Source organism: Streptococcus sp. SCPM-O-B-15277 (M60) (assembly GCF_058200335.1).
Map to the genome: position 1 here is coordinate 92,376 of NZ_JBYQGR010000002.1, position 14,814 is coordinate 107,189.

14 protein-coding genes and 1 riboswitch are annotated in these 14,814 nt (G+C 41.2%); of the genes, 10 read left to right on the top strand and 4 right to left on the bottom strand.

Annotation, left to right across the window (positions count from 1 at the left end; all coding sequences use genetic code 11):
- Positions 1–106 precede the first annotated feature (106 nt).
- The 4 genes from AC3E9F_RS03895 to AC3E9F_RS03910 form a co-directional block, all read right to left on the bottom strand.
- Positions 107–1,162, bottom strand: coding sequence for a S66 family peptidase (locus AC3E9F_RS03895; protein ID WP_490672829.1), 1,056 nt, complete (start codon positions 1,160–1,162; stop codon positions 107–109).
- A 150-nt stretch (positions 1,163–1,312) separates the two neighbouring features.
- Complete coding sequence (locus tag AC3E9F_RS03900) at positions 1,313–1,576, bottom strand: SemiSWEET family transporter (RefSeq protein WP_004250486.1); 264 nt, start codon at positions 1,574–1,576, stop codon at positions 1,313–1,315.
- A gap of 200 nt (positions 1,577–1,776) precedes the next feature.
- Positions 1,777–2,451, bottom strand: coding sequence for a DUF1129 domain-containing protein (locus AC3E9F_RS03905; protein ID WP_006146142.1), 675 nt, complete (start codon positions 2,449–2,451; stop codon positions 1,777–1,779).
- A gap of 12 nt (positions 2,452–2,463) precedes the next feature.
- Complete coding sequence (locus AC3E9F_RS03910; protein ID WP_049508953.1) at positions 2,464–3,408, bottom strand: magnesium transporter CorA family protein; 945 nt, start codon at positions 3,406–3,408, stop codon at positions 2,464–2,466.
- A gap of 142 nt (positions 3,409–3,550) precedes the next feature.
- Between AC3E9F_RS03910 and uvrA the strand changes: the two genes are divergently transcribed.
- The 10 genes from uvrA (at position 3,551) to AC3E9F_RS03960 (ending at position 14,794) form a co-directional block, all read left to right on the top strand.
- The gene (gene uvrA / locus AC3E9F_RS03915) at positions 3,551–6,382 is read left to right on the top strand and encodes an excinuclease ABC subunit UvrA (RefSeq protein WP_490672830.1); all 2,832 of its coding nucleotides are present in this window, start codon (positions 3,551–3,553) and stop codon (positions 6,380–6,382) included.
- Positions 6,375–7,436, top strand: coding sequence for a M24 family metallopeptidase (locus tag AC3E9F_RS03920; protein ID WP_490672831.1), 1,062 nt, complete (start codon positions 6,375–6,377; stop codon positions 7,434–7,436). The genes uvrA and AC3E9F_RS03920 overlap by 8 nt, the downstream gene beginning before the upstream one ends.
- Positions 7,437–7,489: 53 nt before the next feature.
- A riboswitch (M-box (ykoK) riboswitch) is annotated at positions 7,490–7,643 on the top strand.
- Positions 7,644–7,834: 191 nt separating this feature from the next.
- A complete protein-coding gene (gene mgtA / locus AC3E9F_RS03925) occupies positions 7,835–10,495 on the top strand; it encodes a magnesium-translocating P-type ATPase (protein WP_490672832.1) in 2,661 nt (886 codons plus the stop codon).
- Positions 10,496–10,630: 135 nt separating this feature from the next.
- On the top strand, positions 10,631–11,029 hold the full coding sequence (gene spx / locus AC3E9F_RS03930; RefSeq protein ID WP_000591164.1) for a transcriptional regulator Spx: 399 nt from the start codon (positions 10,631–10,633) through the stop codon (positions 11,027–11,029).
- Between the two features lie 60 nt (positions 11,030–11,089).
- Complete coding sequence (locus tag AC3E9F_RS03935) at positions 11,090–11,662, top strand: SP0191 family lipoprotein (protein WP_490672833.1); 573 nt, start codon at positions 11,090–11,092, stop codon at positions 11,660–11,662.
- Positions 11,663–11,759: 97 nt separating this feature from the next.
- Positions 11,760–12,026 carry an IreB family regulatory phosphoprotein gene (locus AC3E9F_RS03940; protein WP_004250500.1) on the top strand — a complete coding sequence of 89 codons (267 nt, stop codon included), beginning with the start codon at positions 11,760–11,762 and terminating at the stop codon, positions 12,024–12,026.
- 3 nt (positions 12,027–12,029) lie between these two features.
- Positions 12,030–12,449, top strand: coding sequence for a Holliday junction resolvase RuvX (gene ruvX, locus AC3E9F_RS03945; protein ID WP_490672834.1), 420 nt, complete (start codon positions 12,030–12,032; stop codon positions 12,447–12,449).
- Positions 12,450–12,464: 15 nt separating this feature from the next.
- On the top strand, positions 12,465–12,770 hold the full coding sequence (locus AC3E9F_RS03950) for a DUF1292 domain-containing protein (RefSeq protein WP_007520816.1): 306 nt from the start codon (positions 12,465–12,467) through the stop codon (positions 12,768–12,770).
- A gap of 261 nt (positions 12,771–13,031) precedes the next feature.
- Positions 13,032–14,282 carry a bifunctional folylpolyglutamate synthase/dihydrofolate synthase gene (locus tag AC3E9F_RS03955; protein ID WP_263394281.1) on the top strand — a complete coding sequence of 417 codons (1,251 nt, stop codon included), beginning with the start codon at positions 13,032–13,034 and terminating at the stop codon, positions 14,280–14,282.
- A gap of 86 nt (positions 14,283–14,368) precedes the next feature.
- On the top strand, positions 14,369–14,794 hold the full coding sequence (locus tag AC3E9F_RS03960) for an SP_0198 family lipoprotein (protein WP_263394282.1): 426 nt from the start codon (positions 14,369–14,371) through the stop codon (positions 14,792–14,794).
- The last annotated feature ends 20 nt before the right edge of the window (positions 14,795–14,814 follow it).

Consider the following 14,814-nt stretch of genomic DNA (forward strand, 5'->3'; position numbering starts at 1 on the left):
GAGCAAGACGCAGTGGTTGAGTGGGCTCTACTACGCTGATTTCATCAGCTTTTACAGCCCTACTCAACTGTGCGGAGGTGGGATGACGAAATCGAATTCTAACGAATTACCAATTTCTGTCCCACTCTCTTTCTTTGTTATAGTCAAAGCGAATGACTTGCTCCTGTGCATTCACATAAGCGTGAACGCCAAAGGGCACAATGGCTCTTGGTGTCGCATGGCCGACATTCAGATTATAGACAATCGGGATATTACTGTCAATGATGTCCAGTAGTGCTTCCTTATAGTCGTCATAGAAGGTTTCATCCATAGGTTTCCCGACCAAGAGTCCACTGACGACCTCAAATATCCCAGTTTCTTTTAAAGCCTGCAACATTTTTTTAAAATCATCAGGTTCAGGCTTTTCTTGACTTGTTTCTAGCAATAGAATCTTTCCTTCCCAGTCGGATAAGTCAGGGAAAAGTTTGTATTTTTGGCAGAGGTCTGTGCTATCTGCGTGTAGAGAGTTGTCAAAAATATCATAGAGAGACTCAAGACAACCACCGAGGATTTCTCCTTCAAACTGAGCATTACCTTGTAACAAGTCAAAACCTGTATTTGCATGGCTGACACGAGGTGTTCCCAAGGCTTTGGGACTAAAATCAGTCCGTTCCTCATACCAAACGTCACTAGGTCGAATTTCTGAGATTCTTCCCGTCTCAATCAATTCTTTGAAGTAGTGGAGGCTATATGGCAACATTTCTTTGTCTAACTCACAAATGTCTGCTAAAAATGATTGGCCGTAAAAAGTCTTGATGCCTAGTTTATGCAACATGAGATGGTTCATGGTCGTATCCGAGAAACCGAGAAAAATCTTTGGTTTGATAACCTTTTGTAGTTGGTCATTTTCAAAAAGATAAGGTAGCAAGCGATAGGTATCGTTTCCGCCAATGGCGCATAGGATCATGTCGATGCTATCACCAGAAAAGGCATGAATCAAATCCTCTGCACGAGCTTCAGGATGTTCTTTGATAAAATCTAAGCCTTTTAGCGAATGAGGTAAAAAGATAGGATTGAGTCCGAGGTCCTTGAGACGTTGAATACCCAAGTCCACTTCGTGCTTGACAAAGTCTTCACCCATAGTCCCACTAGATAAACTTATAATACCAATAGTAGAAGTCATATACTATCCTCCTAGAAAAAAATTGATGCTATTGTATCACAAAAGATGAGGGAAAACAACAAGAATTAGAGTCAGAAGAAGACTTTTAGATCAAGAAAGTAGTAAAAAAGCAACCGCTCGATGTGGTTGCTTTTTATAGTAGTTGCATTCTTATAGAGCAGTAAGGAAGGTCAGTCCGCCAAGGATAACCCCAGCCGAGTTTGGAATGATTAGAATCCAGTCTTTCTTAGGCTCTTTTGTCCATCCATAAATAACCCAGATTAAGCAAGAGACTGCTGCTGATAAAGGTTGAAATGGTTGAGCTTTATTTCCTTGTAAATTAGCAAAAATTTGGGGGATATAGGCTATAAATACAATAATCCCGATAAAGGCACCAATTGAACCGACAATTTGATTAATTCTCTGTTTAGTCATATATATTTCTCCTTATTATTTTATTAGTATAACAGAAAAACAACTTGAATTCAAGGACAAAACCTCGGGATTCTAAGGAAAGACTTTACATTAGAACGTTTTTAGAAAATGTAGCTACTTTTCTTTGGAGAATAAAAAAAAGCTTTGGAGCCATAATAAAAGTAGTCTGTCTGTAAAACACACTACTTTTATTGTTTATCTTAATATCTAGCAGGTCCAGCACTTGCGCTCTTGATGTTGAAACGTTTTTTGAGGTAGAAACGTAGGGCAAGGAGAGCTCCTCCGATAACCAATAAAACAAGAGGAGGTAAGCTGATATTGATGGCTTGTGGAAGGAAGTTACTCAAGAAGAGGATGAAGACCCAGGCAAACATGGTTGCTAGCATGACCAAAAGTGATTTCCAGAATGGTGGGCGTTGGCTACGGTCAGTATCTGGTCCGTAGTAGCGGTAGATGAAGTGATAGAGCAGGTAAAAGGCAACTCCACCAAAGGCCCCTACACTGATAAGTGTTACCAATCCGTAGGCCACAGGTTGGTTTGAGAAGAAACTCATCAAGGCGCTAACTACTGCAAATAATCCTGTGATGAAAAGAGCTGAATCTAACATCATCAATTTTGGATCGTCGTTTTCTTTTGGATGTTCTTTTTCGTACTGCTCTTTTTCGCTGAAACTATGAGCCCAGTGAGTTGGTGCTCCGTAGATAGAACGTGCTGTCACTCCCTTTGGTTGTTCTTCAAGGATATGAGGAATGACTTCTTCAAGGATAGCCTTGATTTCAGCATCTGTTTTTCCGTCCTTGAGAAATTGCTGGGTTGCAATATGGATAAATTCCTGGTTTTTCTTTGTTAATTCTTTTAAATCAATCTGTGACATAATAACTCCTGTTTAGAACCATTTTTTATGGATGAGGTAAAGAGTGAGAGAAACACTCATAGCAAAGGCGATAAAGACGATGAGCCAGAAAGCATGCGGTTCTCCGTTTAAAGGAATTTCATTATCCTTAAAGTTCATTCCGTAGGCTGAGAAAATCATGGTCGGGATAGACATAACGATGGTCACGAGGGCCAAGGTTTTCATGATATTGTTCTGGTTGTTTGAAATGATAGAGGCAAAGGTCTCTGTCATAGAGTGAAGGACGTTTCCATAGATATCCGCCATCTCGATGGCCTGTTGCGTTTCAATCAAGGTGTCTTCGAGTAAGTCCTCGTCTTCAAGGTATTTCTTAATATTGCTCGTTGCGCTGGTCAATTTTTTAATCACGCGCTCGTTTGTCTTAAGAGAGGCCTTGAAGTAGACGATGGTCTTTTCCAACTCCATGAGTTCAATCAATTCTTCATTTCGAGTAGATTTGTGAAGTTGGGTTTCGATTTGCTCACTCTTACGCTCAATTGAACGAAGGGCTGTCAGATAAATTTCAGCGTTGCGGTAGAGGATTTGAAAGATAAAGCGTGAACGCATGAAGGTATAGAAATTCCGAAGTCTACGATTGATAAAGACATCAAGAAGTGGGAGAGGCTCCAAGCAGGTGGTGATGATAGCCTCTTCTGTGATAATAATCCCCAAGGGAATAGTCACATAGTAGGTTTGATTATTTCTTTCTTCTGTGATTGGGACGTCCACGATAATCAAGGTGTACTCATCTTCGATAGTAATACGAGACATCTCTTCCGCATCGAGTGGTGCACGGAGGTCAGCTATATCAATATCAAAGGCAGAGGCGATTTCCATCGATTCGCTTTGAGTAGGATTGACGAGATTGATCCAAGTGCCCGGCTGGAGCGTATCGATCTCTTTAAATTCAGTTGTAGTTGAGAGAAAGACTTGCTTCATATCTCCTATCCTTTCCTAATCTAATCCGTGTTTCAGTGATTTTTAGCACCGTACTATTATACTACAAAATCGGCTTTTTTGGTAATAGAATTTCACTTTTTTTGGTATAATGGAAAGCAACAATGGACTAGAAAGAAGTAATATGCAAGATAAGATTGTCATCCATGGGGCACGCGCCCATAATTTAAAAAATATTGATGTGGAAATTCCACGAGACAAGCTAGTTGTGGTGACGGGACTATCTGGATCTGGAAAGTCTAGTTTAGCCTTTGATACCCTTTATGCAGAAGGGCAACGTCGCTACGTCGAAAGTCTGTCAGCCTACGCTCGTCAGTTTTTGGGCAATATGGAAAAGCCAGATGTGGACTCTATCGATGGTCTCAGCCCTGCCATTTCCATTGACCAGAAAACGACCAGTAAAAATCCTCGTTCGACGGTTGGGACAACGACGGAAATCAACGATTATCTACGTCTTCTCTATGCACGTGTAGGGACACCCTACTGTATCAATGGACATGGGGCTATCAAGGCTTCGTCTGTAGAGCAGATTGTAGACAAGGTCTTGGAATTACCTGAACGCCAGCGTCTGCAGATTTTGGCTCCTGTTATTCGTAAGAAAAAAGGGCAGCATAAGACGCTGATCGAAAAGATTCAAAAGGATGGTTACGTCCGTGTCCGTGTCGATGGAGTTGTTTACGATGTGACCGAAGTTCCTGAACTCGAAAAGAATAAACAACACAATATTGACGTGGTGGTAGACCGTATCATCATCAAGGAAGGTATCCGTAGTCGTCTCTTTGACTCCATCGAAGCAGCTCTTCGTATCGCTGAAGGCTATGTCGTTATCGATACCATGGATGATTCAGAGTTGCTCTTTTCAGAACACTATGCTTGTCCAGTATGTGGATTTACGGTTCCAGAGTTAGAACCACGTCTCTTCTCCTTCAATGCACCATTTGGTTCATGTAGTGAGTGTGATGGTTTGGGGATCAAGCTAGAGGTTGATACGGACTTAGTAGTGCCAGATGCTAGCAAGACTCTTCGCGAGGGAGCCTTAGCGCCTTGGAACCCTATCTCTTCTAACTATTATCCAAATATGCTGGAACAAGCCATGACAGCCTTTGGAGTGGATATGGATACGCCTTTTGAGGACTTGTCTGAGACAGATAAACACCTCATTTTCAATGGTTCAGATGGGAAAGAATTCCATTTCCACTATGAGAATGAATTCGGTGGAGTTCGTGACATCGACATTCCTTTTGAAGGTGTTATTGGTAATATCAAGCGTCGCTATCATGAAACAAATAGCGACTACACTCGTACACAGATGCGTCTCTATATGAATGAGCTAACATGTGGTACTTGTCACGGTTATCGTCTCAATAATCAGGCCTTATCTGTTCGTGTAGGAGGAGAGAAAGGTCCTCATATCGGAGAAATTTCAGACCTCTCCATTGCAGACCACTTAGAAGCTATTGATCAGTTGAGGCTATCTGAAAATGAAGCCATCATCGCTCGTCCGATTCTTAAGGAAATCAAGGATCGCTTGACTTTCCTCAATAACGTGGGCCTTAACTATTTAACGTTATCCCGTTCTGCAGGAACATTATCAGGTGGGGAGAGTCAACGTATTCGCTTGGCGACCCAGATTGGTTCCAACCTCTCAGGAGTTCTCTATATCCTTGATGAGCCGTCTATAGGTCTTCACCAGAGGGACAATGACCGTTTAATTGCCAGTCTGAAAAAGATGCGTGATTTGGGGAACACCTTGATCGTGGTAGAACACGATGAAGATACCATGCGAGAAGCTGATTATCTGATTGACGTCGGTCCTGGAGCGGGTGTCTTTGGTGGAGAAATTGTTGCTGCAGGAACGCCCAAGCAAGTGGCTCGCAACAGCAAATCCATTACAGGGCAATATCTGTCAGGGAAACGTGCCATTCCAGTGCCGTCAGAACGCCGTGTAGGAAATGGTCGCTTTATTGAGGTGACTGGAGCGCGTGAAAACAATCTACAAAATATCACTGCTCGCTTCCCACTCGGGAAATTCATTGCGGTGACAGGGGTCTCTGGCTCAGGGAAGTCGACACTTATTAACAGCATCCTCAAAAAAGCCATTGCTCAAAAGCTTAATCGCAATTCAGATAAACCTGGAAAGTTTAAGACTATCTCAGGGATTGAGCATATCGATCGTCTGATAGACATTGACCAGAGTCCAATTGGACGAACACCGAGGTCTAACCCTGCTACCTATACAGGTGTATTTGACGATATTCGTGACCTCTTCGCTCAGACAAATGAAGCCAAGATTCGTGGCTATAAGAAGGGTCGTTTTAGTTTTAATGTCAAGGGCGGTCGCTGTGAGGCCTGCTCGGGTGATGGTATTATCAAGATTGAAATGCACTTCTTGCCAGATGTATACGTAGCTTGTGAAGTCTGCCATGGAACTCGTTACAATAGCGAAACCCTGGAAGTTCACTACAAGGAAAAGAATATCTCGCAAGTCTTGGATATGACCGTCAACGATGCGGTGGAATTTTTCAAACACATTCCGAAAATTCAACGCAAACTCCAGACGATCAAGGATGTAGGTCTAGGCTATGTGACCTTGGGACAACCTGCCACAACTCTTTCTGGTGGAGAAGCGCAGCGTATGAAGCTGGCTAGCGAGCTCCACAAGCGTTCGACAGGCAAGTCTTTCTATATCTTAGACGAACCAACAACAGGTCTCCATACCGAGGATATCGCTCGTCTACTTACTGTTTTGTCTCGCTTTGTCGATGATGGCAATACAGTTCTCGTGATTGAGCACAATCTAGATGTCATCAAGACAGCAGACCATATTATCGACTTAGGACCAGAAGGTGGTGTTGGTGGTGGTACCATCATTGCAACAGGAACCCCAGAAGAAGTAGCGGCCAATGAAGCTAGCTATACAGGACAGTATTTGAAAGGAAAGTTACATCATGAATAAACGTGTGCAAGCATTTCTCGATAAAATGCAAGAAAAAGAACTAGATGGAATCATTATCAATAACCTTAAAAATGTCTACTATTTGACAGGATTTTGGGGTTCAAATGGAACAGTCTTTATCAGTCGTGACCGTCAGGTCTTGGTGACAGATGCCCGCTATATTATCGCTGCTAAGCAGGAAGTTACTGGTTTTGAGATTTTTGCAGAACGTGACGAGTTGGCTACTATCGCAAAAATTACTAAAGACATGGGTCTTTCTCGTATCGGGTTTGAAGATGAAATCTCGGTTTCTTATTACCACCGTATGAAAGCCGCTTTTGAAGGTTTGGAACTAGTTCCACAAACTCAGTTTGTTGAAGCGCTTCGCATGATTAAGGATGAAACAGAGATTGCGACGATTCGCAAGGCTTGTTCTATTTCTGACCAAGCTTTCCACGATGCCCTTGACTTTATCAAGCCAGGGAAGACTGAAATTGAAATTGCCAACTTCCTTGATTTCCGTATGCGTGAGCTGGGAGCGGCAGGTTTGTCTTTTGACACAATCTTAGCGAGTGGCATCAACTCTTCTAAACCCCATGCCCACCCAATGCACAAGCCAGTAGAACTAGGCGAAGCTATCACTATGGACTTTGGGTGCCTTTATGAGCATTATGTGAGTGATATGACTCGTACCATCTACCTAGGCCATATCAGCGACGAACAAGCAGAAATCTACAACACTGTTTTAAAGGCTAACCAAGCATTGATTGACCAAGCTAAGGATGGCTTAGGTTTCCGTGACTTTGACAAAATCCCTCGTGATATCATTGTGGAAGCAGGCTATGGACAATACTTTACACACGGTATCGGACACGGTATCGGACTTGATATCCACGAAGAACCTTACTTTAGCCAAACTTCCAAAGAAGTTATCAAAACTGGTATGGTCTTGACTGATGAACCTGGTATTTATATTGAAGGTAAATACGGAGTTCGTATTGAAGATGATATCTTGATTACAGATACAGGTTGTGAGTTATTAACCCTTGCTCCAAAAGAATTAATCGTAATCTAAGAAAAATGAGATAAATCGTTGACTTTTACTAGTTAAAGGTTTATACTGAAAGGCGAAAACGGTAGGTGAGGCTACCATAGGGATACGGATGACTACCGCAAAGCAGTGGAGACACTACTCGTTGGTCAACAGTCCTGGTCGCGAAGGTCAAGACTAAGCTCATTACATCGCCCTATGGAGTTAAAGCTTGAACGAAAACAGATAATAAGTTTTTAGTCCTGCCATTTTATGGCAGGGCTTTCTGCTATTTTAAAACAAAGAAAGGAGAAAAACGATGCAAATTGACGATCATCCAGAACCGCACATACACAGCCAATCGCTAATTTGTGTCGTTTTGTCCTTATAAAGTGATTGGACTCTGTGTATGAAATCACCATTCATACAGATAGGAGAAACCAATGAAAACTACAAAAGAAAGACTAGCAGCAGCTATTCAAACTCCATTTAAAGAGAGTCTAGCTTTTTACCATACAAGTCTAAAGGGCTTAGATTCTGAACAGGTCGAAGAAAACCGTGACCTATATGGTGAAAACACCATCACCAAGGGCCAAGAGGATTCCATCTTTAAAAAGATTTATGAGTCCATTATCAATCCTTTCACAATCATTTTGCTTGTGATTGCCTTTATCTCTCTCGTTACAAACGTCTGGCTTGCCAAACCTGGTCAAGAGGATCCAACGACTTCTATCATTATCGTTGTCTTGGTTTTGATTTCAGGAGGTATCCGTTTTGTCCAAGAATTGCGGAGCGACAAGGCAACAACCAATCTTTCAAAAATGATTGTCAACACAGCAACTGTTATTCGTGATGGTCTTGAACAAGAGTTACCCATCGATGACTTGGTTGTGGGAGATCTCGTGAAATTAAGTGCGGGAGATATGATTCCAGCAGATGTTATCTTATTCGAATCCCGCGACTTTTTTGTTCAACAGTCAGGTTTGACTGGAGAAAGTGATGCAGTTGAAAAACTTGCTTTAAATAAAGCTACGAATCAAAATGTAGAGAGTCTTTTAGAAGCAGAATCTTTAGCATTCATGGGGACAAACGTTATCTCAGGAAGTGCTACAGCTATGGTTTTAGCTGTTGGTGATGACACCATGATGGGAGCCATCGAGCAAACTCTCAACACCTACGATGAACCAACTTCTTTTGAACGTGAAATGAACAGCATTTCTTGGCTCTTGATCCGTTTGATGCTTGTCATGGTTCCGATTGTGTTTTTCGCAAATGGTTTGACCGATGGAGACTGGCTAGAGGCTGGAGTCTTTGCCTTGAGTGTTGGTGTCGGACTCACACCAGAAATGCTTCCAATGATTATTACAGCTAGCTTGGCCAAAGGTTCCATTATCATGGCCAAGGAAAAGGTGGTTATCAAAAAACTCAATGCTATCCAGGACTTAGGAGCAATCGATATCCTATGTACGGACAAAACTGGAACTTTAACGCAGGATGAGATTGTTTTAGAATATCCTTTGGATATTCACGGTGATTTGGATATGGCGGTCTTAAGAAGAGCTTATCTAAATTCACATTTTCAAACTGGTTTGAAAAACTTGATGGACCGTGCCATTATCAGTAGAACTGAAAAAGAAGCTAAAGAACACGCTATCCTACAAAATTTAGATACTAGTTTCCAAAAAATCGACGAGCTTCCATTTGACTTTGAGCGCAGACGCATGAGTGTCATTGTCAAAGACGATAGCAATGTTGTTAGTATGGTTACCAAGGGTGCTTTAGAAGAAATGTTGAACATTTCGACACACGTGGAGTACCGCGGAGATATCATTCCCCTAACCGAAGACATTCGCCAAGAAGTACTAGCAGAAGTAGCGCAATTAAACCGTCAAGGTTTGCGTGTATTAGGTGTTGGTTACAAGTCAGGTCTACGTGAAGACTATGCCTATACCGTGACTGATGAAAGCGACATGATTCTTACTGGTTATCTTGCCTTCTTGGATCCACCAAAACCATCTGCAGCACCCGCTATTCAAGCTCTACTTGAGCATGGTGTCAAAACAAAAATTTTAACTGGGGATAATGAAAAAGTAACCCAAGCTATCTGTGAAAAGGTTGGTTTGGATGTTGAACATATCCTTTTGGGAGCTGATATCGACCAAATGACAGACCAAGAATTGGCAGAAGTTGTTGAAAAAGTGACAGTCTTTGCTAAATTGTCACCTGACCAAAAAGCGCGTATCATTCTACAGTTAAAGAGAAATGGTCACGGTGTTGGTTATATGGGAGATGGTATTAACGATGCTCCATCCATGAAGGTGGCGGATGTTGGTATTTCTGTGGATACAGCAGTCGATATCGCCAAAGAAACTGCGGATGTTATTTTGCTAGATAAGGATCTCATGGTCCTTGAAACTGGTATCGTTGAAGGTCGTAAGGTCTACGCCAACATGACCAAGTACATCAAGATGACCGTCAGTTCAAACTTTGGGAATATCTTCTCACTCCTTGTTGCGAGTATCTTCTTGCCATTTTTACCAATGGCTCCTGTTCATCTCATTGTCCTAAATCTAGTCTATGATTTGTCTTGTGTGGCATTGCCATTTGATAATGTGGATCAAGACTTCCTCAAACAACCCCATACATGGGAAGCAAAATCCATTACTCGATTTATGGTTTGGATGGGGCCAATCTCATCTATCTTTGATATTTTGACCTTTATCTTCCTCTACTTTATCATTGTTCCTTTGGTGACAGGCCATCATTATGTTCATGGATCAGAATCTGCCCTTCAGTTTATTATCTTGTTCCAAACAGGTTGGTTCATCGAATCTATGTGGTCTCAAACCATGGTTATCCATATGCTTCGTACCGCAAAAGTTCCTTTTGTACAAAGCAGACCAGCTTGGCTTGTGATTTTTACAACTTTGGTTGCAGCTTTCTTTGTAACTAGTTTACCTTATGGACCACTAGTAAATATCCTTCGTTTAGCTCCATTGGGACTGCCATACTTCTTGTTTTTGGTCGGTATTATTTTCTTGTACATGTTTAGCGTCACTGTTATTAAAAAATTATACATTAAGAAGTACAAAGAATGGTTATAGTTCGTGTTTTGTCAAGAAAAAAGGGAAAAAACTGGGGAAAAAGTTAAATTTTTTTAAAAATAGGTCGCAAGTCGGATGTTTTTTATGGTATAATAGAATAAACTGATAGTAACATGTAGCGAAAGGGGTAGGTACATGATCAAAATTTATACAGTCTCAAGTTGTACTAGCTGTAAAAAAGCTAAGACCTGGCTCAATGCCCACCAGTTAAGTTATAAAGAACAAAACCTCGGTAAAGAGGGGATTTCTAGAGAAGAACTATTAGATATTCTAACGAAAACAGACAATGGAATTGCGAGCATTGTATCATCAAAGAATCGCTACGCTAAAGCTCTTGGAGTTGATATCGAAGATTTGAGTGTCAATGAAGTGCTTAATTTAATCATGGAAACACCACGCATCCTAAAAAGTCCAATTCTTGTCGACGAGAAACGTTTGCAAGTTGGCTATAAAGAAGACGACATTCGTGCCTTCTTGCCACGCTCTGTCCGCAATGTAGAAAATGCAGAAGCACGTTTACGTGCAGCACTATAAAACATCAAGGCTGGGAGTGACTCCTGGCCTTATTTGATAGATAAATAAGGAAAAATAAATATGAAGAAGATAGTTATCGGTACAGTTGCGCTTCTATTTTTGCTAGCTGGCTGTGGACAAAAAAAAGAGTCTGCGGAACCTTCTAAAGATACAACGACAGAAGCTCTTCAATCAACTTTACCTGTTCTAGAAAATGCCAATAACAATACAGTTGTAACCAAGACTCTTGTTCTACCTGTTGACGAAAATGGTGTACAGCAAACCCAAATTATTACCTATAAGGGTAAACAGTTCTTGACTCTAACGATTCAGCAAAAACGGCAAGTTTCAGATGAACTTAAGAGCTACATTGCCGAGCATGGATTAGAGCAGGCAAAGAGTGCTTTGAAAGAAGAGGAAGACAAAGATGAGTCAGTTCAAGCAGCTCGAAAAATTCCTGGTTTTAGTCTTGAAACCAATCTTTTAAGTGAGACAGAGATTGAAACGAAGACAAGTTATGATTTTCAAGTCCTAGATGTTAAAAAGGCAAGTGAAAGCGAATATTTAAAAAATGTTGGCTTGGAAAATCTAATAAAAAACGAACCAGAAGAGTATATCGCAAATCGAGTAGCAAGTGGCGCGACTGTCCAGTAAGGACGTTACAGAAAAACAACAAATTCAGACTGTGTTATTTGTAGAAAGGTTGTGAATGTGCTATAATAGTACTATTCTAAGGAAAGAGGGTGTTAGAATGGGATTTACTGAAGAAACCGTACGTTTTAAATTGGACGATTCCAATAAAAAAGAGATCAGTGAAACATTGACAGAAGTCTATGCTTCATTGAACGAGAAGGGGTATAACCCTATTAATCAAATTGTGGGCTATGTTCTCAGTGGAGACCCAGCTTACGTTCCTCGTTACAATAACGCAAGAAATCAAATCCGTAAATACGAACGCGATGAGATTGTTGAAGAATTGGTCCGCTACTACCTTAAGGGACAAGGAGTCGATCTATAACCAATGAGAATTATGGGGTTGGACGTTGGTTCCAAAACAGTAGGAGTAGCGATTAGCGATCCGTTAGGGTTTACAGCACAAGGATTCGAAATCATCCAAATCAATGAAGACCAGGGAGAGTTCGGTTTTGAACGACTCAAGGAATTGGTTGATAGCTATAAGGTGGAGCGCTTTGTTGTTGGTTTGCCTAAAAATATGAACAATACCAGCGGACCGCGGGTTGAAGCGAGTCAAGCATATGGGGCAAAACTGGAAGAACTCTTTGGTTTGCCAGTGGAGTACCAGGATGAACGCCTAACTACGGTTGCTGCAGAGCGCATGTTGATTGAGCAAGCAGACGTTAGTCGTAATAAGCGTAAAAAAGTTATTGATAAATTAGCAGCTCAATTGATTTTGCAAAATTATTTAGATAGAAAATTTTAAGACAGAGGAGAAACTATGTCACACGATCACAACCACGATCACGAAGAACGTGAACTTATTACACTTGTAGACGAGCAAGGAAACGAAACTTTATTTGAAATTCTTTTGACTATTGATGGAAAAGAAGAATTTGGTAAAAACTATGTCCTTCTTGTACCAGTTAATGCAGAAGAAGATGAAAACGGAGAAGTTGAAATCCAAGCTTACTCATTCACTGAAAATGAAGACGGAACAGAAGGCGAATTGCAACCAATTCCTGAAGATTCAGAAGATGAATGGAACATGATTGAAGAAGTCTTCAACAGCTTTATGGAGGAGTAAAAACGTTCGGGGAACGTTTTTAGCCCAACTCCTAGAAACTAGAAAGAGTTGGAACATCCGGTGGATGTTTTTAGCCCTGCGCTAGAAAATAGAAACGCAGGCAGTCTGGGAGACTGTATCACCCCAACTCCCAGAAACTGGAAAGAGTTGGAACATCCGGAGGACGTTTTTAGCCTGACGCTAAAAATAAAATTTAGCTAGTATCTAGCAAAATGAGTAAAAAGCGAAGAGAATCTTCGCTTTTTTGTTAAGGAGATAAGCATGATTGAAGTAGAAAAATGGCTTCATAGTCGGATTGGCTTGAATTTTAGATCAGGCTTGGGACGGATGCAAAGAGCAGTAGATTTACTGGAGAATCCTGAGCAAACCTATCCGATTATCCATGTAACGGGTACTAATGGGAAGGGGTCAACCATTGCCTTTATGAGGGAACTCTTTGTTTCTCATGGCAAGAAGGTTGGGACCTTTACTTCGCCACACATTGTTAGCATCCATGATCGTATTTGTATCAATGGAGAGCCCATATCGGACGTAGATTTTATTCGTTTAGCAGAACAAGTCAAAGCAATGGAGCAGAGACTTCTAGAAACCCATGATCAGCTATCTTTTTTTGAGTTGCTGACCTTAATTGCTCTACTCTATTTTAAAGAGCAAGGGGTGGATTTAGTCTTACTTGAAGTAGGGATTGGTGGACTTCTTGATACCACTAATGTGGTGACTGGGGAGATTGCAGTCATCACATCAATCGGCCTCGATCATCAGGAGACCTTAGGTAATAGCTTGGCAGAAATTGCTGAACAGAAAGCAGGAATTTTTAAGTCAGGTAAGTCGGCTGTTATTGTAAATCTAGCTCCTGAAGCACAGATGGTTTGTCAAAAGGTTGCAGAAGATTTGAGAGTGACTCTCTACCAAGCTGATCAAGATTTTTCTTTCAAGAATGGATGTTTCTCTTCCTCTCTAGCGGACTTGAACCAACTAAAACTGGGATTGGAAGGAGCCTATCAGGAGGAAAATGCAGCTCTTGCCTTGCAGGCTTTTCTATTGTTTATGGCACAAAGAGATGAGAATGTTGACCAAGAAGCGATTCGAACTGCTTTGCGAACTACCAGATGGGCTGGGCGTCTTGAAGCAATCACTGACCACATCTATTTGGATGGCGCTCATAACTTACCAGCTCTGGAGCGTTTGGTTGAGTTTATTCAAGAAAAAATCCAGCAAGGTTATCAAGCTCAAATTCTTTTTGGTGCCCTGAAGAGAAAAGATTATGGCGGTATGTTGACATCCTTAACTGAGCATTTGCCTGATGCAACTCTCTATGTTACGACTTTTGATTACCAAGGTTCCTTGGAGGAGCAAGACTTGGGAGGTTATACAAGCATTGCTTCTTATCGAGATTTTATAGATCACTTTGAAGCTTCTGCAGGAGAGCAAGACTTGCTATTTGTGACAGGTTCTCTCTATTTTATATCTGAGGTTCGTGCCTATCTTATGAATCCAAAGTCATTTGATTGACTCTCCTATCTTTAATTGTTATAGTAGAGGTGTGGTGGCTCAGCAGGGTTATTCTGATTTTAAGCCACTAAAAGAAAGGAGGCATTATGTCACTAAAAAAATTCACACTTTCTCTTGCTTCTTTGGCAAGTCTTAGTCTCTTAGTTGCATGTTCACCAAAAGATCAAGCAACTCTTTCAACTCAAGCAAGTACTAGTACGGAAGTAACGACTGCTCAGTCAGCAGAAACGACTGTTTCTAGTTCGACTATTAGATCAGTAACCAACATTGATGGCACCTATAAAGGACAAGATGATGGAGATAGCATTACTCTCGTTGTTACTGGTAATACTGGAACATGGACGGAAGTAGAACCTGATGGTGATCAGGAAATTAAGAAGGTAACTTTTGAACCAGACAGTCAGAAAGTCATCATCGGAGATGACGTCAAGATTTATGTAGCTGAGGAGAATCAAATAATCATCGATGACATGGACCGTGAGGTTTCTGATCGTATTGTTTTAAAAAAATAGATATTTTTAAGGATTTGGAT